This is a genomic window from Mesorhizobium sp. B2-4-15 (assembly GCF_006658505.1).
GTDB lineage: Bacteria > Pseudomonadota > Alphaproteobacteria > Rhizobiales > Rhizobiaceae > Mesorhizobium.
The window spans coordinates 112,171-129,841 of the sequence record NZ_VFUZ01000012.1 but is presented as its reverse complement, the minus strand read 5'-3'; the positions used below and the strand labels follow the sequence as shown (position 1 = coordinate 129,841).

Sequence of the window (17,671 nt, the reverse complement as noted above, 5' to 3'; positions counted from 1 at the left end):
TCGTGAAGTCACGGCCAGGGGAGGCATGATGAAACTTGGACTGCTCACCGCACCGTTCGCGGAGACGCCGCTTGGCGATGTCGCCGGCTGGGCCAGCTCGGTCGGCTTCGAGGCGCTGGAAATCGCCTGCTGGCCGAAATCCTCCGGCGCCAGCCGACGCTATGCCGGCACCAGCCATATCGACGCCTCCTCCACCTCGCCCGCACAGGCCAGGGAGATCGTCGCCTCGCTGGCGGAGAAGAACATTTCCGTCTCCGGCCTCGGCTATTATCCCAACCCGCTGCATCCCGATGCCGCGCACCGCGAGGCGGTTATTGCCCATCTGAAGAAGGTGATCGTGCTGGCCGCCAATATGGGCGTGCCGGTGGTCAATACTTTCTGCGGCGGCGATGCCGCCAAGCCCATCGACGTCAACTGGCAGGACGCTCTTAAGGTCTGGCCCGAGATCGTCGCCTTTGCGCGCGGGCATGGCGTGAAGCTCGCCTTCGAGAACTGCCCGATGATCTTCAGCTATGACGAATGGCCGGGCGGGCACAACATCGCCTATTCGCCGCAGGTCTGGCGCCGCATCCTGGAGACCTGGGGCGGCGATATCGGCATGAATTTCGACCCCTCCCATCTGGTCTGGCAGATGATCGACCAGGCCCGCTTCATCAGGGAGTTCGGTCCCTACATGCTGCATGTCCACGCCAAGGACCTGATGATTGATCATGATGGTTTGTACGAGCGCGGAATCCTTTCGGCTGGCATAGGCTGGCAGGTGCCGCGCATGCCGGGGCTGGGCGATGTCGACTGGAGCGGCTTCTTCTCCGGTCTCTATCGTGCCGGTTATGACGGATCCATCATCATCGAACACGAGGACAGGCGATTTGAAGGCAGCGACGATCAAGTGAAGCGTGGCTTCCTGCTTGCCCGCGACGTGCTGCGCCCCTTCGTCAAATGAATTGAAGCGCGCTGCGTGACTCAGTTTGTCAGCGGCGCGCTTTAACGGATTGAATTGAAACCGAAAAACAATGTGGAGGAGTACTGAAATGAAGAAAATCCTGACCATGGTCCCGCTGCTTGCGGGTGCTGCCTTGCTGGCCTCGGTAAGCGTGTCGTCGGCCGCCGGCAAGTACACGATCGGCATCTCCAACACCGTGCAGGGCAATGGCTGGCGCGAGGAGATGGTCTGCGCCATGAAGGCGCAGGCGCTGGCCTCCGGCGAAGTGGCAAAACTCAACATCGCCCACCGCAACACCGATGCCGCCGGGCAGCTGGAAGACATCCGCAACCTGATCAGCGCCAAGGTCGACGCCATCGTCGTCAACCCCGCCGATCCGGCCGGCATCAAGGCGGGGCTTGAGGAAGCCACCAAGGCCGGCATCGTCGTCGTCGCCGTCGACCAGGCGGTCACCGAACCGTCGGCCTACATCATCTCCAACAACCAGGAGGAATACGCCTATCTCGGCGCCAAGTGGCTGTTCCAGCAGATGGGCGGCAAGGGCGAGGTGTTCTACATGCGCGGCGCCGCCGGCGCTTCGGCCGATAGCGACCGCGACAAGGGCTTCAAGAAGGCGCTGGCCGAGTTCCCCAATGTGAAGGTCGCGCAGGAAGTCTTCACCGGCTGGCAGCAGGACCAGGCCAAGCAGCAGATGCTGTCGTTCCTGGCCACCGGCACGCCGTTCAACGGCGTGTGGACCTCGGGCATCGACAACGTCATCGTCGACGCCCTTGTCGAATCGCAGGCGCCGCTGGTGCCGATCGTCGGTGCCGACAATGCCGGCTTCGTCGGCCAGTTGAGCTCGGTCAAGGGCCTCGTCGGCGCGGCGGTGACCAACCCCGGCTCGATCGGCGGTGCGGGCGTCACGCTGGCGCTGCAGATCCTCGACGGCAAGAAGCCGGCGGAGCACACCGTGCTGGTGCAGCCGCAGCTGTGGGAAAACGCCACGGAAGAAGGCAAGGCCAAGCTGAAGGCCGCCGCCGACCCGTCGCTCAGCCCGGAATGGCCGGTCTCGATCATGATCCCGGACTGGACCACCTACACCAAGGACCAGATCGTCGCCTGCAAGGGCCCGGGCGAGTAAGCAAGAGCCGCGTTTCTGCCTTCTCCCCTTGTGGGAGAAGGTGGATCGGCGCGCAGCGCCGAGACGGATGAGGGGTGCTGGACGGAGTGAGACGTTGGTGTTCCCTGGAACACCCCTCATCCGACCGAGCTTCGCTCGGCCACCTTCTCCCACAAGGGGAGAAGGCAGGGGCGCCGTGGAGCACCGACTTTAGCTTCTGGAACGAGACCCGAACGATTTGACCGCAAATCCTCTCCTCGACGCCTCGGGCGTCGCCAAGAATTACGGCGCGGTCGCCGCGCTGCGCAACGCGTCGCTCTCCGTCCTGCCGGGCGAGGTGCACGCGCTGATGGGCGCCAACGGCGCCGGCAAGTCGACGCTGGTGAAGATCCTGACCGGAGCGATCTCGGCCAATGCCGGGCGCATCCTGATCCGTGGCGAGGCCCGCGACATACGCTCGCCCGCTGCCGCGCGCCGCGCCGGTCTGCTGCCCGTCTACCAGGAGCCGTCGCTGATCCCCGACCTTGACGTGCTGTCCAATCTGCGGCTCACCGGCACGCCGGTCGAGCCGTTCCGCGCCTGGGTGCGCGAACTCGGCATTCCTGACCTCGATCTCCGCGACACCGCGCGCGACATTCCGCTGGCCATTCTGCGCGTGCTCGACCTCGCCCGCGCGCTGGCCGTCGAGCCCGATGTGCTGCTGCTCGACGAGATGACGGCGGCGCTCCCCGCCAACCTCGCCGAAAAAGTGCTTGAGGTGGTGCGGCGCCAGGGCGACAGCGGCCGCGCCGTGATCTTCATTTCGCACCGCTTCGTCGAGATCGCGGCGCTGTGCGACCGCGCCACCGTGCTGCGCGACGGGGCAACCGTCGGCGTCGTCGACATCGAGCCGGGCGTGGAAGAAAAGATCGTCGAGCTGATGCTCGGCACCCGCATCGTCAAAACCCATGTCGCCGCCCGCACCGCCGCCCAGAAGGCAGCGCCCGCCCCTGCCCGCCCCCGGCTCGCCGTACGCAATCTGCGCGTCGGCACCAAGCTCAGCGACGTCTCCTTCGATCTCGCCGATGGCGAGGTCGCTGGCGTCGTGGCGCTGGAAGGCCAGGGCCAGGACGAATTGTTCGCGGCCCTTGCCGGCTCGATCAAGCCGTCGGGCGGCACGATCGAGGTCGACGGTCAGCCGGCGAAGTTTTCTCACCCCATCGACGCCATCCGTGCCGGCATCGCCTATGTGCCGGGCGACCGCTCCGAGGCGCTCGCCATGCAGCGTTCGGTGCGCGAGAACATCGCCCTTCCCTTCAGTGCGGCTCTTCGCAACTGGGGGCCTATTCGTATGCGCAGGGAGCGCGCCACGGTACTCAGCGCCATCCAGCGGCTGCAGATCGACACCCGCGCGCAAGGCGAGGTGCAGCGCCTGTCCGGCGGCAACCAGCAGAAGGTGACGATCGCCCGCTGGATCGCCGCGGACGCCCGCACCATCCTGTGCTTCGACCCGACGCGCGGCATCGATGTCGGCACCAAGCAGGAGATTTACAAATTGCTGCGCGAGCTCGCCGGCCACGGCAAGTCGGTGCTGTTCTATACGTCCGAACTGGAAGAGGTGCAGCGCGTCTGCGACCGCGTCATCGTCATCTTCGGTGGCCGCCTCGTCGATATCTTCCCGGTCGAGGAAGCCGACGAACCGGCGCTGATGCGCGCCGCCTACGGCCTGCCGCGCGGCGCCAAGGCCGATATCGGCATTCTCGCCGATCCCTCGGCGAATCCGTCGGATTCGACGTCGGCCAATGCCTCCGATGCGCCGGAGGCCGCGCCATGAACCATTTCCTGCGGCGTCAGGGCTGGGTATCGGGCCTGTTCGCCCTGCTCATCGTTCTGTTCATCGTCACCAAGCTGATCCAGCCCGGCTACGGCAGCGGCGATTTCGGCTCGCTCGCCCGCGCCGTCTTGCCCTATGCTTTCGCCGTCGCCGCGCAGACCGTGGTCGTCATCGCCGGCGGTATCGATCTGTCGGTCGCCGCCATGATGGCACTGACCAGCGTCACCGCCGCCTCGATGATGGCGGGCGCGTCGGAAGAATACGCGCTGTTCGTCGTGCCCTTCGTGCTCGCCATGGGCTTCGTGCTCGGCGCGCTCAACGGCCTGCTCATCGTCGTCACCCGCGTGCCCGACATCGTCGTCACCCTCGCGATGCTTTTCGTGCTGCAGGGTGCCGCCCTTCTGGTGCTCGAAGCGCCTGGCGGCGCGGCCGCCGAGTGGCTGAAGGCGCTGATCTCGGGCACGGTGCCGATACCCGGCCTGCCCGACGCCATCGACGCCTGGGTCCCGAAGGCACTGCTGGTGCTGATCGTCTGCCTCGCGATCATCTGGATACCGCTCAGGCGCTCACGCCTTGGCCTCTCCATCTACGCCATCGGCTCCAGCGAACTGGCGGCGTTCCGCAGCGGCGTTCCGGTCAAGCGCACCCGCATCATCGCCTATGCGCTGTCGGGCCTGTTCGCCGCCTTCGGCGGACTGGCGCTGACCATGAGCACCGGCATCGGCGCGCCCATCCCCGGCCCCTATCTCCTGGCCAGCGTCGCCGCCGTGGTGCTGGGCGGCGTGGCGCTCGGCGGCGGCAAGGGCGGCCTGCTCGGCCCCATCGTCGCCGTCTTCGTGCTGCGCCTGGTGCGCACCGACCTGACGCTGCTCGCCATCGACCCCAACGTCACCGCCATCATCGAAGGCCTGATCATGGTCGCCGTGGTGATGTTCGGCGCGTTCATCACGATGCGGGGGCGGCAATGATGGGAAGGCATCGGCGCGCCTTTCTTCCTTCCCCCCTTGTGGGGGAAGGTGGCCTCGCGAAGCGAGGTCGGATGAGGGGTGCTCCAGAACGCACCGACGCCTCATTCCTTCCAGCACCCCTCATCCGTCTCGGCGCTACGCGCCGATCCACCTTCTCCCACAAGGGGAGAAGGGGTAGACGCGTCGCTTGCGCCACCCCATCGCGAACAGGAGCCACTTCATGAGCACCACCGCGATCAAGCCCCAGCCCGTCCCCTACGGCCGCCGGATAAAGCGCTTCATGGCCGACCGGCCGCTGGTCCCGCTCATCATCCTGCTCGTCATCCTGGTGGTGATCCTGCAGATCCTGCGCCCCGGCATCGTCAACGAGCGCTGGATCGCCAACACCATCAAATTCGCCATTCCGCTGGCGATCCTGGCCGGCTGCCAGACCATGACCATGCTGACCGGCGGCATCGACCTGTCGGTGGGCACGGTGGCGACGATGAGCGCCTTCATCATGGCGACGCAGATCGTCAATCAGGACCCGGCTATCGCCTTGCTGCTGGCGATGATGCCGGCGGTGCTGATCGGGCTCGTCAACGGCGTCGGCGTCGGCGTCTTCCGCGTCCACCCGCTGATCATGACGCTGGGCACCAGCCTGATCGGCACCGGCTGCCTGCAGGTCTACCAGCGCACGGTGATTGCGTCGGGCGCCAAGATACCCGATTTCCTCAACTGGCTGGGCACCGGCGTCACCTGGGGTTTCCCCAACGCCCTGCTGCTGTTCGTGCCGCTGGCGGCGCTCATCGTCTTCACGCTGGCCCGCACCGGCTTCGGCCGCCTGCTCTACGCCGTGGGCGACAATGAGCGCGCCACGCGCCTCTCCGGCGTGCAATACTGGCAGGTGATCACCGCGCTCTACATCACCTCGAGCGTGCTCGCCGGCATCACCGGCCTGCTCTATATCGGCCTGATCAAGGCCCCGTCCCTGTCGCTCGCCGAACCACTGGTGCTGCCTTCGGTGGCGGCGGCCGTGATCGGCGGCACCTCCATCTTCGGCGGCCGCGGCGGCTACACCGGCACCATCATAGGCGCACTCATCCTGACCGTGCTGACGACGCTGCTGACGATCTTGCAGATGCCGGAAGGTGCGAGACGGATCCTGTTCGGGCTGATCGTGCTGTTCGTGACGGCGGCGTATCTGCGGATTGTGGAGGAGCGATAGAGAATAAACGGCTGATTTGGGCGGAAGCGGACACTTGCCCGCCCGATGGCTGCAATTCGCGAGGGGTGGTGCAGGCCGGATCACGCGTTTGTTTGACGCCTTGGCCTTAAATGCCTTGCTCTTGGGCAGCGCGCTTGGAAATGTCGCGTTATCCCGTTCTTAGGACACCAAGGAACAGATCCATGCGCAACATCTTGCTCGCAGTTGCTTTCATCGCCGCCTCCGCCACGCTTTCGAGCTCCGCCTATGCCCATGCCCATCTGGAAGCTGCCCAGCCGCCGATCAACGGCACGGTGAAAGACGCCCCCACGGAACTCGACCTCAAATTCAGCGAGGAGCTCAACCTGAAGTTCACCGGCGTAAACGTCATCGGACCGGACAAGAAGCAAGTCAAGACCGATGGCGACATGCTGATGGACGGCGACAAGACGTTCATGGTCAATCTTCCCGCCGGGCTCGCCGCCGGCACCTACAAGGTCGAGTGGCATGCGCTGTCGCAGGACGGCCACAAGACGCATGGCGACTATAAGTTCACCGTGAAGCCGTGATCGATCAGAAGGGGGCCCACGATCATGCCCCTCTTTTCGCTTTCGTGATGACGGACCGCCCAATGTTGCCTCCCCCGGCCGCCCGATGATGCCGGACACTTTCCTCATGGCCTGCCGCTTCGTTCACGATGCGGCGCTGATGATGCTCTGGGGCGGCTTCGGCTATCTGGCGGCGCTTGTGCCTCGGCGCCTGGCCGGGCCGATCGCGGACCGGCTGGCTGGTTCCCGCCTCGTTGCGGTCGGGCTTGCGCTGGCCACCACGCTTCTCGCCCTGCCGATCCAGACCGCCATGATCGGCGACGGCTGGACCGATGCGGTGAACGGGCGGGTACTGACCGATGTGCTGATGACGACCAGCGTCGGGACGGCATGGCTGGCGCAACTCGCGGCTGTCGTCATCCTTGTCTTTTCGCAATTGTCTCCTGCCCGCTTCAAGACGGCAGCGACCGCCGGCGCGGCAGCGCTCGGTCTGGCCGCTCTCGCCTTCAGCGGACATGCGGTCATGCAGGGCGGCTGGCAAGGCGTTGTTCATCCGCTCAACGACGTCCTGCACGTACTTGCCGCCGGCGCATGGATAGGCGCGCTGCCGCCGCTGCTCATTGTGCTCGCGCAATTCGGCCAGCCGCCCTTCAAGGCCGAGGCGACGGTGGCACTGCGCCGCTTCTCGACCGCCGGCCACTGGGCTGTCGCGCTGGCGATCCTGTCCGGTATCGGCAATAGCCTGTTCATCGTCGGCTGGCCACTCGGCATCTCCCCTACCTACCGGGCGCTGCTGACGGCAAAGATCGTCGTCGTCTTCCTTATGACGGCGGCAGCTATCCTCAACCGCTATTGGTTCGTGCCGCGCCTCGGCCGATACCGCGCCTCCGCCCTCGCCGCAATCCGGACAGGCACACTGGCCGAGATAGGCCTCGGCCTTGCCGCGATCTTGCTCGTCTCGATCTTCGGCTTGCTCGATCCGATTGGCGGGAACTGATCGAGTCGCCTCACCATGGCGAGAAGCTCAGAGCACCCATTGCAAGACCAAGCCCAGGACACAGAGCGACATGACCAGCGTGGATAACCATCCAAGCGCGCGTAGCCAGCCTTGCACGGGGAATTCTCCCATAATATCCCGGCGATGGGTCATCTGCATCATGACCGCCATCACCGGCACCGCACAGACGCCATTGATCACCGCACTCCAGTAAAGCGCCTTGATGGGGTCGATCGGTGTAAACATGATCCCCATCCCCAAGGCCCCGGCGCTCGCCAGGGTGGCGTAGAAGGCGACAGCTTCCTTGGGCCGGCGCTCAAGACCGACTGGCCAGCGAAAAGCTTCGCCCACCGCGTAGGCGGCCGAGCCTGCGAGGACAGGCACGGCGAGTAGCCCGGTGCCAATGATTCCAGCGGCAAAGATTACGAATGCGAAACGGCCGGCCACCGGCTCCAAGGCCTTTGCGGCGTCTGTCGAAGAACCGATATCCGTCACCCCGGCCTTATGCAGCGTTGCGGCACTGGTGATGACGATGGCGATCGCGATCAGATTCGAGAAGGCCATTCCCATCAGCGTGTCGGCGCGGATGCGTGAAAACGCCGGCGAGGCCTGCCAGGGTGCCCAACGGAGTGGCTTGGCCTTGGGATCGAGTTGCTGTTCCTCGACCTCTTCCGAGGCTTGCCAGAAGAACAGGTAAGGCGAAATGGTCGTGCCCAGGATTGCAAGCAGCGTCGTGAAAAAGGTCTCGTTCCAGCTTATGCGGGGAATCAGAATGCCGCTTACCGCGTCACCCCATGATACATGCGCGAGGAAAAGGGCACCGACATAAGCAAACAGGCTGAGTGTCGTCCATTTGAGGACGGTGACGTATCTCGAATAGTTCAGGAACACGATCGCCGAGATGCAAATCGCACCGAAAAGGACGACATAAAGCGAGCTCGGGCCACCAACCAGGAGCTTTAGAGCGTCGCCCATGGCGCTGAGATCAGCCCCGATGTTGACGACGTTGGCGACAAACACCAGCGTAACGACAAACCACGATAGCGAAACCGGGTAGTGCCGGCAGAGATTGCCGGATATACCCCGCCCCGTGGTTCGGCCTAACCGCGCCGCTATCTCCTGGATCGCCGCCATGAGAGGAAAAGTGAAGAGAAGCGTCCAGCTGATAGAGAACCCGAGTTGCGCTCCAGCTTGGCTGTAGGTGCCGATGCCTGAGGGATCGTCGTCGGAGGCGCCGGTGATGAAGCCCGGGCCGATGGTCCGGAGGAGACGCTGAAATGGTCCTTTTGCCGAGACGTTGTTCTGGTCTTCGGCGACTTTGGCGCTGAGATCGGTCACGACTGCCCTCGCGCCTCTCAACGAAGGCCGACCGCATTGGTTTCATAAGTGCTAATAAAAAGCGTGGCTTACCAAGGCGCGAGCCATTGCCCTCGGCACTGAAACTGCGCCCGTGCCGGTGTATCCAGGCCTTGGGACCCCTTCCCAAGCCCAGGCGTTGGCCGACCAAGTTCCCGTGCCGGCCGAATTGGTCTGACCGGCGCTTCGTCGCTTCGGCCGCTACAGCGCTTCCAGTGCGACTCTGTGAACGCGCCGACATATCAAGGCAGGCTGATCCGCGGATCGGGCCTAGGCCGGTCTGGCGTACTGTTCGGCGCTCAGCACTTCGATGCACTGGAACGGTGCCTTGCCTTCCACCCAGGCGTCGTGGCCGGGCGGGATCGTGTAGGACATGCCTTCACTGAAGGTCTTTTGCGTCCCGTCCTTCATTTTGATGGTGATTGTCCCGGACACGACATAGCCGACATGTGAGACCTGGCAGCTGTCGGTCTTGACCACCGGCTTCACGCATTCGGACCATCGCCAGCCGGGCTCCATGTTCATCCGCGCGAGCGTGTAGCCTGGCAGCCGCACCACTTCGACGCGCGTCTTGGCGGGCGAGCGCACCTCGTCCGGTTTGTCATGCGATTTGGCTTCCAGTTTCGTGACGTTCATTGCAGCTTCGGCCATGGCATCCTCCCATCTTTTGAAGCGGAGCCCGAGACCGCGATCGCCGGGGACCGCTGTCGCATCCATACACCATTTCATCAGAATTCGCTAATGTAACAGGCCTAGTCCGGCCTCGTCGGATGCAACTGGCGGCCGCGCCACCCTCACCAGAAGCCGATGAGCGACCTCAGGACCGCCGCCGTGCCAGCGCCGTTCCGCCAGCTCCGCCGGATGCTGAACGCGTCATAGTCCCCTCACAGCGCCAAGCTCCCCTGCTCCGCCTCCTCGGCATTGGGATCGCCGGGCGCCGTCGCCCAGGCGAGTTCGACCAACGTCACGGTGCGCTTGCCCGTGCCGTCGACCTGGCAGACGATCAGCCCCTGCTCCTCGATATAGGTCAGGAGACGCCGGGCTCGGCGCAGCGAGTGCGAACCATAGGCGCGGGCGATCGCGGCGTCGCTCGGGCACGGCCAGCCCTCTTTCGCCGCACGCGCGATCATCATGAACACGCCCTGCATGTCGTCGGGCAGCAGGGAGGCGCGGACCGAAACGTCGCGCCACGCATCGTCCTCGGTGGTCTCGGACCCCAGCCCGGCGCGGGCGCGCGTCAGCATGCGGCGGAACGCGGGCAGATCAGGCACCACCGAGGCGAGCCCCTCGATGCGGCAGCGCACGACGAATTCCTGGTAGAGCACGCCGATGACGCGAAAACCCGCATCGGGCTCCGCCAGCACGGCGCGCAGCACACGGTCGACCCGCTCGCGCCGTTCGGCCAGATCCTCGGCGCTGATCGGCGGTTCCACCGGCTCGGGCCGGATTTCCAGCGCCGCCGATTTCGCCGCCATCAGTTGGTCGAGCAGATCAGGCGACGCCGTCCGGCGCGGCGCGCGCACCGTCTCGGGCGGCGGCGCCGCCAGGATGATCGCGCGCGCGTCCTCGAGCGCTGCCCCCGGCAGCGGCATCAGCCGCGGCGTGCCGTTGCGCGGGCTTGTGTCGGTCGGGCCGATGCGCAGGCCGAGCGGCCGCCGCGACAGCGCCGGCCCCAGCGCCATGAACTGCCCGCGCTCCAGGTCGCGAAACGCTTCCGCCTGGCGCCGCTCCATGCCCAGGAGATCGGCCGCGCGCGCCATGTCGATGTCGAGGAAGGTGCGGCCCATGAGGAAGTTGGACGCCTCGGCCGCGACGTTCTTGGCGAGCTTGGCCAGCCGCTGTGTGGCGATGATGCCGGCAAGCCCGCGCTTGCGGCCACGGCACATCAGATTGGTCATGGCGCCGAGCGACAACTTGCGCGCCTCGTCGGAAACCTCGCCGGCCACCGCCGGCGCGAACAGCTGCGCCTCGTCGACCACCACCAGCATCGGATACCAGTGATCGCGCGCGACCTCGAACAGCCCGCCGAGGAAGGCGGCGGCGCGCCGCATCTGGTTCTCGGCATCGAGCCCTTCGAGATTGAGTACCGTGGAGACACGATGGATGCGCGCCCGCTCGCCGGCCGCCTGCAGGCCACGCTCGGTATGCTCCTCGGCATCGATCACCAGATGGCCATAACGCTCGCCCAGCGACACGAAGTCGCCTTCGGGATCGACGATGGTCTGCTGCACCCAGGGCGCGCTCTGCTCCAGCAGCCGGCGCAAGAGATGCGACTTGCCCGATCCCGAATTGCCCTGCACCAGAAGACGGGTCGCCAGCAGCTCCTCGAGATCAAGGTTCGCCGGTGCGCCCGCCGTGGTGTGGCCCATCTCGATCGCAACGGTCATGTCTCGACTCAGGCTCTCCCTTCGCAGACGGGCTTATCAACCCCATCGCGGCGCGTCGAGCCGCACCGGGCCGAGGCTTCGCGTTGCGCACAGCCGTGAGGAGCGGTGAATTGCCTCGGTAGGGACCAGCAGGCAAGGCGCGACTGGTGCAGCCGACCGATCGCCATCGAGCCTGTGGATAGTAACCACCTGTTCACCATGGGCCGGCGTTCCGATTGAAGCCGTCGGGCATCCGCGTAGCCTGACCCTGCATCGCGACCCCAATGTGATGCACCCCAACGCCCCAAATGGCGGCCGGCGTTTTCAAGTTCTCTCCACAAGTATACGCCGGTCGCCACCTTCATCGCCCATCATTGCCGCCGCACGAAACCGGTTGTCTGGCGCAAAGCCGGGGTTGACCGGCCCGGAGCGCGAGGCGACACTTCATGCGAAGAGCAGTTCCGGGAACGCCCGCCGCCAGCCCGGACTGCGCAAGGCAAGTGCGAGGAGGAAACGCGATGGACGAGCCCGAACGGTGGCGCCACATGTCGACGGCGCCGAAGGACGGCAGCCGGATCCTGGTCACGGTCCGCCCCTCCGAACAGGGACCGGCTGAAGTCGACCTCGCCTACTGGTCGCGCGCCGACCAGTTCGCCGAAGAGGGCTGGCGCGCCTCTGATTCTTCTCCAGGCCGCGTCATCGAATATGCCGAGCCAGAGCTGAAATGCTGGATGCCCCTACCCTCGGCCAACCTCGCCCGCGCCTCAATGCCTGCCCCTTGGGAGGGCGACGACACCGGGCAGTTGGACGGCTCGGGGATTTAGGGGCCATCGGTGAAGCTGCTGATCTCCCCCCTTGAGGGGGAGATGGCCGGCAGGCCAGAGGGGGTTGCCGCGCGTGAGGCGCCAGCCTCTTTTTTGCAGCAAAGAAGGTGTCGCGTCAGGTCGGACCGACCCCCTCTGTCGCCTTCGGCGACATCTCCCCCTCAAGGGGGGAGATCAGCAGCTTCGCCGCCGGCTCCTCTCCACTGAAGAGGAGCAACCTCTCAGAACAAAAATGCAGCCGTCGCCGGGTTCGGCCCCGTCCGGCCGTCAGCGGCATCCATCCCCGCGATCGCCTTCAAATCCTGGGCGTCCAGTTCGAAATCGAAGACGTCGAAATTGGCCGATATGCGGTCCTGGTGGATCGATTTCGGGATGACGATCAACCCTTGCTGGAGATGCCAGCGGATGATCGTCTGGGCGGCGGACTTGCCGTGCTTCCTGGCAATGCCCGCAATGGTCGGGTCGCTGAGCAGCCGGCCGCTGCCCAGCGGGCTCCAGCTTTCGGTATGGATGTCATGCCCAGCATGGAAATCCCTGAGTTCGCGCTGCTGAAAGCGCGGATGCAGTTCGATCTGGTTGACGACGGGCGTCACGCCGGTTTCGCCGATGATGCGCTCCAGATGGTCCCTGTTGAAATTCGAAACACCGATCGACTTGACGCGACCGGCCTGCTTCAGCTCGATGAGGGTCTTCCAGGCCTCGACATATTTGTCCTGGCTGGGCACAGGCCAGTGGATCAGGAACAGGTCGATCTGCTGGATGCCGAGCTTCTTCATCGTATCGTCGAAAGCGCGTAACGCCGCATCGCGCTGGTGGGCACCGTTGCGCAGCTTCGAGGTGATGAACAGCTCGCTTCTCGGCACGGCGGCACCACGGATCGCCTCGCCGACGCCCTCCTCGTTCTGATAACCCTGCGCGGTATCGATCAGCCGGTAGCCGGCCTTGATTGCCCAGCCCACCACCTGCGCGGTGATGTCATGATCGACCTGCCACACGCCAAGCCCAAGCTGGGGAATGGCGGCGCCGTCGTTCAACGTGATCTGTTCAGGCATGATGGGAATCCTTTGCGTAGGAACGTCCGGGCGATCGCCCGACGCAGCCTATCTAGGCACGACCTGGGACGACGGCCAGTCGCCGGCGGACAAATTCGCGAGAGATGTAACTATGCCAAATTGTGGACAGCGGGCGCGAAGCACCCCCTCTGTCCGGCAGGACAGAAGGGGGGCGTGAAGGAACGCGGCGCTGGTTCGTAGTCCGCCTTTCCCGCCTCTGCACCCTCACCTCGGCCGGCGCACCGCGCGCACCACGCCGGCGGGGCCGCTGCCGCAGAAGAAGCAGTCGCCGCCATCGGATTCCAGCCCCGACACGTTCTTGCCGGCCGGCATGTCGAGCCTTTCGAGCACCTTTCCGGTCTCCGGATCGATGCGCCTGATATCGCTCTGGTCGCCTTCCCAGGTGGCGTGCCACAGTTCGCCGTCCACCCAGGTCACCCCGGTGACGAAGCGGTTGGACTCGATCGTGCGCAGGATTTTTCCGCTCTCGGGATCGATCTGGTGGATCTTGCGCTCCCGGTACTGCCCGACCCAGAGCGTGCCCTCGGCCCAGGTCAGCCCGGAGTCGCGGCCGCCGCCGGGCGCCGGGATGGTGGAGAGCACCCCGCCAGTATCGGGATCGATCTTCTGGATGCGGTCGCCGGCGAGCTGGAAGAAATGCCGGCCGTCATAGGCGGTGCCGGCATGGGCGGCGACATCGATCGAACGCAGCGTCTGCCCGCTTTCCGGATCGAACGCGTTCAGCCTGTCGCCTGAGGCGAACCAGACATTCTTGCCGTCGAAGCTCACGCCCGCGACCTGGTCCACCCCTGAAAAAGGCCCGTATTCGCGCAGGATTTCGGCCGCTGAATGTTTCATGTCTTGATCCTCACAATGATGTCATCCTGCCTGTTCGTTTGCTTGGAGCATGATCCGTTCCGAAAGAGGCTCCACTTCGGGATCATGTCCTAGCCGTTCGGCAGCGGCGCCGGGAGTAACAAGGTGGTCGTGAATCCCGCCACCGGCGGCGTCATCCAGCGGCGCGCCCGGCCATGGCCGAAGGACTGCACCTTGCCGGCCTCGGCGAGCGGCTCGAGCGCCCGCTGCACGCTGCGCTGGCCGGTTCCGAGCGCCAGCGCCAGGGCCGAGCTCGACCAGGCCTCGCCATCGGCAAGCAGGGCAAGCACGGCCGCGTGCCGTTCCTCGATCGGCCGCGCCAGCACCATCACGGCGCGCGCCTGAAGCGGCGCCAGCGTGAAGCCGCGCCTGGTGGCGCTGATATCCGCCAGCACGCCGAGCTCGGCGCGCAGCCGGCCGATCTCGACGCGTAGGCGGGCGCGGTGCGATTCATCGGCATGCTTGCCGCCGAAGGCCCGCGCCACGAGCTCCTCGCGCGACACATCCCCAGGCCATACTTCAGCGAGCGCACGCGCCAGCGCGAACAGCACCGGCCGGCTCGCCAGCGAAACCGTGGTCTCGCCGCTGCGCACCGCATAGCGGAAGGCATCGACGATCAGCGCTGGCGATCCCTGCAATGCCTCGACCTCTTCGAGGAGCACCGGCCGCTCCGCGCCCTGCATGATCAGCCGTGCCGCGGGTGCCTCCAGCGCCTGGAATGCGCTGTCGACCTCCGCCATGAGGCCGGCAATGCCGGCCTGGCGCGCGGCGTTACGGGCCCATTCCAGCGCCGCGCGCGCCGGCCGGGTCCTCAAGCGCCGCATGGCGATGCCGGCGACCGCGAGCTCATGGGCGGCCCGCGGCGCCGGCGGAAGCGGCGTCGGGTCGAGCCCTGCCAGCACATGCTCGGCCTCGTCGAGACGGCCGATCAGCAGCAGGCGCCGCACCTTGAGGTGGCCGGCATGCGCCGCGTTCAGCCGGTCGCCATGCTTTTCCAGCGTCGCGCGTGCCGCGTCGAGCGCCTTCGCCGGCCAGCCGAGGTCGCGCGAGACCAGCGCGATCTCGGCTTCGGCGACGACGCATCTGGCGCGCGCGACGGCCTCTTTCGGGCCGAAGGCGCGCGTGGCCCGCCGCAACAATAGCTTGGCGCGCTCGAAGTCGCCGAGCTGCGCCATGGCGATGCCGCGCAACGCCAGTGCCGGTGCGTCCTCGCGCAAGGCGACCCGGTCAAGCGCGCCGAGCGGATCGCCTCCGGCCAGTGCCAGCGCCGCCGCCGTGATCAGCGAGTCCATTCAAATCCTGTCACACTTGTAACTCCCACCCCGAAAAGCTCCGCCCTAACTTAAGTCACCGCAGCCAAGCAGCAAGCCGCATCGGCAGCGAGCGGCGCAACAACGGAGAACACCGAATGTCCACCGACGCAACCAACGGCAGCACCGGGCGTGCCCAGCGCCACCCCTGCTGTGCCGGCCCCGAGGATGCGGATGCCATCGCATTTGCACCGCCCGCCCCGCCCGGCTCCACCATGGCTCAGGATGCCCAGGCAACGACAGCCCGCAACGACACCATGACTGACAAAGGAGAAGACCAATGACCAAGCACATGACGATGAAGACCCCGCCGATCGTCTCACGGCAGGAATGGGACGCCGCGCGCGAAAAGATGCTGGTGAAGGAGAAGGCGACGCTGCGCGCCAAGGACGCGCTCGCCGCCGAACGCCGCCGCATGCCATGGATGGAAGTGGACAAGGCCTATGTCTTCGAAGGCCCCAATGGCAACGCGAGCCTGCTCGACCTCTTTGAAGGCCGCCGCCAGCTGATCGTCTACCGCGCCTTCTTCGAGCCGGGCGTCTATGGCTGGCCCGATCACGCCTGCCGCGGTTGCTCGCTGGGCGCCGACCAGGTCGGCCACCTCGCCCATCTCAATGCCCGCGATACCACGCTTGCCTACGCTTCGCGCGCGCCGCAGCCCGACATCGCACGGCTGAAGACGCGGATGGGCTGGGACATGCCCTGGTACACAATCACCGACAGCTTCGACAAGGATTTCGGCGTCGACGAATGGCACGGCCACAACGTGTTCATCCATGACGGCGAGCGCATCTTCCGCACCTATTTCATCAACAACCGCGGCGACGAGGCGATGGGCACGGTCTGGAGCTATCTCGACGCCACGCCGCTCGGCCGCCAGGAGGTCTGGGAGGACTCGCCCGAAGGCTACCCCCAGACCCCGCTCTACAGCTGGTGGAACTGGCACGACAATTACGAAGCCGGAGCCGACAAGAAATGGGCCGAAGTGGCCGCCGCCGGCGAAGCCGCTTTCCGCGACAAGGGCGAGTAGCAAGGACTGTCCAGCTTGGTTCCTCGCCCCCACGGAATGGGGGAAAGATGGCTCGGCGAAGCCGGGACGGAGCGGGGGCCCGCGAGGGCCCCTCTCGGGCCGCTGCGCGGCCACCTCCCACGTCTTTGGCAGGAGCGAGGAAACCAGATCCGACGGCTCGCGACCATTAGGGAAAAGACCATGAGCGATATCCATTCCGGCATCGGCAGTGCGACCCCCGAAAATACCGCCAGCCTCGGCATCGCCGACTGGCTGTGCCTCGCCGCGGCACCCACCTTCGCCCTGATGGCTCTGCTTTCCTGCATTCAGGGCAGCGACGCGGCCATGCTGTGCATGGGCGCTTCGCCGCTGACCGGCCCGATCCTGACCGGAATGCCGGCGATGTATCTGCTGATGAGCGCTTTCCATCTGGCGCCCTGGCTGCGGGTGATCTCCGGCCGGCAGGTCCGATAGAACGAGCGCCCAGCACCAGACATCCCCGCATAACGGAGAAGACGATGAAACTGGGCAGGCTGAGAGCGCCCGATGGCTTGGACAGGCTTGAACTGGTCGAGGAAGATCCGCCGCAGCCAGGGCCAGGCGACGTTCTGGTGAGGATCCGCGCCTGTTCGTTGAACATGCGCGACGATTTCGCGGTTCGGGGCAAGACGCCGCTCGCCGACAGCCGGGTGCCGCTCTCCGACGGCGCCGGCGAAGTCGTCGCGGTCGGCGACGATGTCGATGCCTTCAGGCCCGGCGACAGCGTCGTCAGCACCTTCTACCCCTGGTGGTTGGACGGCGTCATGACGCCCGCCACCAAAGCGCCGGCCGGCTACACACATGCCGAAGCGGCAACGCTCACCTGCACGGGCGTCACCGCCTGGCGGGGCCTTGTGGCCTCGCGTTATGTATGAGCAATAGCTAATTGACAGGTCCGGGGAAACGGCGCTCAGTGCTTGCACAGGTGGATCGCAGCATCAGGCGGGCGATTTCGGCCGCCGGCGTCACCTTGGGGAGGATGCCATGCCGACAATCATTGGCCATCACGACATCACGAAGGACACCAAGCACTGGCTCGGTTCACCCAAGCGCAGGGAACTTTTCGGCTCGATCGGGATCACTAACATCCGTACGTTCGTCGATCCGCAGAACCCGAAACGCGTGGCCGTGATGATGGACGTTCCCGACATGGACGCCCTGGCGGCGATGATGAAGAGCAAGCAGGCCGCCGATGCGATGGCCTTCGACGGCGTGGTGCCGGAATCGCTGGTGATCCTGGTCGAAGCGAAGGCATAGCCCTGAGCCGACCCGTGTCAGCCTG

At 65.8% G+C, this 17,671-nt stretch carries 19 protein-coding genes; 13 read left to right on the top strand and 6 right to left on the bottom strand.

The window, feature by feature from the left end:
• Nucleotides 1-25: 25 nt before the first annotated feature.
• The 7 genes from FJ930_RS16340 (at nt 26) to copD (ending at nt 7,557) form a co-directional block, all read left to right on the top strand.
• Nucleotides 26-943: a sugar phosphate isomerase/epimerase gene (locus FJ930_RS16340; protein WP_246676936.1), complete on the top strand. Its 918-nt coding sequence runs from the start codon at nt 26-28 to the stop codon at nt 941-943.
• Nucleotides 944-1,031: 88 nt separating this feature from the next.
• A complete protein-coding gene (locus tag FJ930_RS16335) occupies nt 1,032-2,066 on the top strand; it encodes an ABC transporter substrate-binding protein (RefSeq protein WP_141839034.1) in 1,035 nt (344 codons plus the stop codon).
• Between the two features lie 217 nt (nt 2,067-2,283).
• A complete protein-coding gene (locus FJ930_RS16330; protein WP_141839032.1) occupies nt 2,284-3,858 on the top strand; it encodes a sugar ABC transporter ATP-binding protein in 1,575 nt (524 codons plus the stop codon).
• Nucleotides 3,855-4,826, top strand: coding sequence for an ABC transporter permease (locus tag FJ930_RS16325; RefSeq protein ID WP_141839030.1), 972 nt, complete (start codon nt 3,855-3,857; stop codon nt 4,824-4,826). The genes FJ930_RS16330 and FJ930_RS16325 overlap by 4 nt, the downstream gene beginning before the upstream one ends.
• Before the next feature lie 220 nt (nt 4,827-5,046).
• On the top strand, nt 5,047-6,033 hold the full coding sequence (locus tag FJ930_RS16320; protein WP_141839028.1) for an ABC transporter permease: 987 nt from the start codon (nt 5,047-5,049) through the stop codon (nt 6,031-6,033).
• A 182-nt stretch (nt 6,034-6,215) separates the two neighbouring features.
• Nucleotides 6,216-6,581, top strand: a complete 366-nt coding sequence (gene copC, locus FJ930_RS16315) for a copper homeostasis periplasmic binding protein CopC (RefSeq protein ID WP_141839026.1) — start codon at nt 6,216-6,218, stop codon at nt 6,579-6,581.
• A gap of 85 nt (nt 6,582-6,666) precedes the next feature.
• Nucleotides 6,667-7,557 carry a copper homeostasis membrane protein CopD gene (gene copD, locus FJ930_RS16310; protein WP_141839024.1) on the top strand — a complete coding sequence of 297 codons (891 nt, stop codon included), beginning with the start codon at nt 6,667-6,669 and terminating at the stop codon, nt 7,555-7,557.
• A gap of 27 nt (nt 7,558-7,584) precedes the next feature.
• Here the strand turns inward: copD and FJ930_RS16305 are convergent, their stop codons facing one another.
• The 3 genes from FJ930_RS16305 to FJ930_RS16295 all read right to left on the bottom strand — a co-directional run bounded on the left by FJ930_RS16305 (nt 7,585) and on the right by FJ930_RS16295 (nt 11,300).
• Nucleotides 7,585-8,895 (bottom strand): divalent metal cation transporter, encoded by a 1,311-nt coding sequence (locus tag FJ930_RS16305; protein WP_141839023.1) that lies wholly within the window; start codon nt 8,893-8,895, stop codon nt 7,585-7,587.
• Between the two features lie 288 nt (nt 8,896-9,183).
• Complete coding sequence (locus FJ930_RS16300) at nt 9,184-9,564, bottom strand: cupin domain-containing protein (protein ID WP_141839021.1); 381 nt, start codon at nt 9,562-9,564, stop codon at nt 9,184-9,186.
• 233 nt (nt 9,565-9,797) lie between these two features.
• On the bottom strand, nt 9,798-11,300 hold the full coding sequence (locus tag FJ930_RS16295) for an ATP-binding protein (protein WP_141839019.1): 1,503 nt from the start codon (nt 11,298-11,300) through the stop codon (nt 9,798-9,800).
• Nucleotides 11,301-11,797: 497 nt separating this feature from the next.
• Between FJ930_RS16295 and FJ930_RS16290 the strand changes: the two genes are divergently transcribed.
• Complete coding sequence (locus FJ930_RS16290; protein ID WP_141839017.1) at nt 11,798-12,103, top strand: hypothetical protein; 306 nt, start codon at nt 11,798-11,800, stop codon at nt 12,101-12,103.
• A gap of 221 nt (nt 12,104-12,324) precedes the next feature.
• Here the strand turns inward: FJ930_RS16290 and FJ930_RS16285 are convergent, their stop codons facing one another.
• The 3 genes from FJ930_RS16285 to FJ930_RS16275 all read right to left on the bottom strand — a co-directional run bounded on the left by FJ930_RS16285 (nt 12,325) and on the right by FJ930_RS16275 (nt 15,323).
• The gene (locus tag FJ930_RS16285) at nt 12,325-13,155 is read right to left on the bottom strand and encodes an aldo/keto reductase (RefSeq protein ID WP_141839015.1); all 831 of its coding nucleotides are present in this window, start codon (nt 13,153-13,155) and stop codon (nt 12,325-12,327) included.
• Between the two features lie 225 nt (nt 13,156-13,380).
• Nucleotides 13,381-14,013 (bottom strand): PQQ-binding-like beta-propeller repeat protein, encoded by a 633-nt coding sequence (locus FJ930_RS16280; RefSeq protein ID WP_140612006.1) that lies wholly within the window; start codon nt 14,011-14,013, stop codon nt 13,381-13,383.
• 89 nt (nt 14,014-14,102) lie between these two features.
• Entirely contained in the window at nt 14,103-15,323 is a 1,221-nt protein-coding gene (locus FJ930_RS16275; protein WP_141839013.1) for a helix-turn-helix domain-containing protein, read from the bottom strand.
• Between the two features lie 116 nt (nt 15,324-15,439).
• Between FJ930_RS16275 and FJ930_RS16270 the strand changes: the two genes are divergently transcribed.
• The 5 genes from FJ930_RS16270 to FJ930_RS16250 all read left to right on the top strand — a co-directional run bounded on the left by FJ930_RS16270 (nt 15,440) and on the right by FJ930_RS16250 (nt 17,646).
• Nucleotides 15,440-15,625: a hypothetical protein gene (locus tag FJ930_RS16270; RefSeq protein WP_140741484.1), complete on the top strand. Its 186-nt coding sequence runs from the start codon at nt 15,440-15,442 to the stop codon at nt 15,623-15,625.
• Nucleotides 15,622-16,371, top strand: coding sequence for a thioredoxin family protein (locus FJ930_RS16265; RefSeq protein WP_141839011.1), 750 nt, complete (start codon nt 15,622-15,624; stop codon nt 16,369-16,371). The genes FJ930_RS16270 and FJ930_RS16265 overlap by 4 nt, the downstream gene beginning before the upstream one ends.
• A 180-nt stretch (nt 16,372-16,551) precedes the next feature.
• Nucleotides 16,552-16,824 (top strand): hypothetical protein, encoded by a 273-nt coding sequence (locus FJ930_RS16260; RefSeq protein WP_140741480.1) that lies wholly within the window; start codon nt 16,552-16,554, stop codon nt 16,822-16,824.
• A gap of 44 nt (nt 16,825-16,868) precedes the next feature.
• Nucleotides 16,869-17,264, top strand: a complete 396-nt coding sequence (locus FJ930_RS16255; protein ID WP_246676935.1) for an alcohol dehydrogenase catalytic domain-containing protein — start codon at nt 16,869-16,871, stop codon at nt 17,262-17,264.
• Nucleotides 17,265-17,373: 109 nt separating this feature from the next.
• Entirely contained in the window at nt 17,374-17,646 is a 273-nt protein-coding gene (locus tag FJ930_RS16250) for a hypothetical protein (protein WP_140741478.1), read from the top strand.
• The last annotated feature ends 25 nt before the right edge of the window (nt 17,647-17,671 follow it).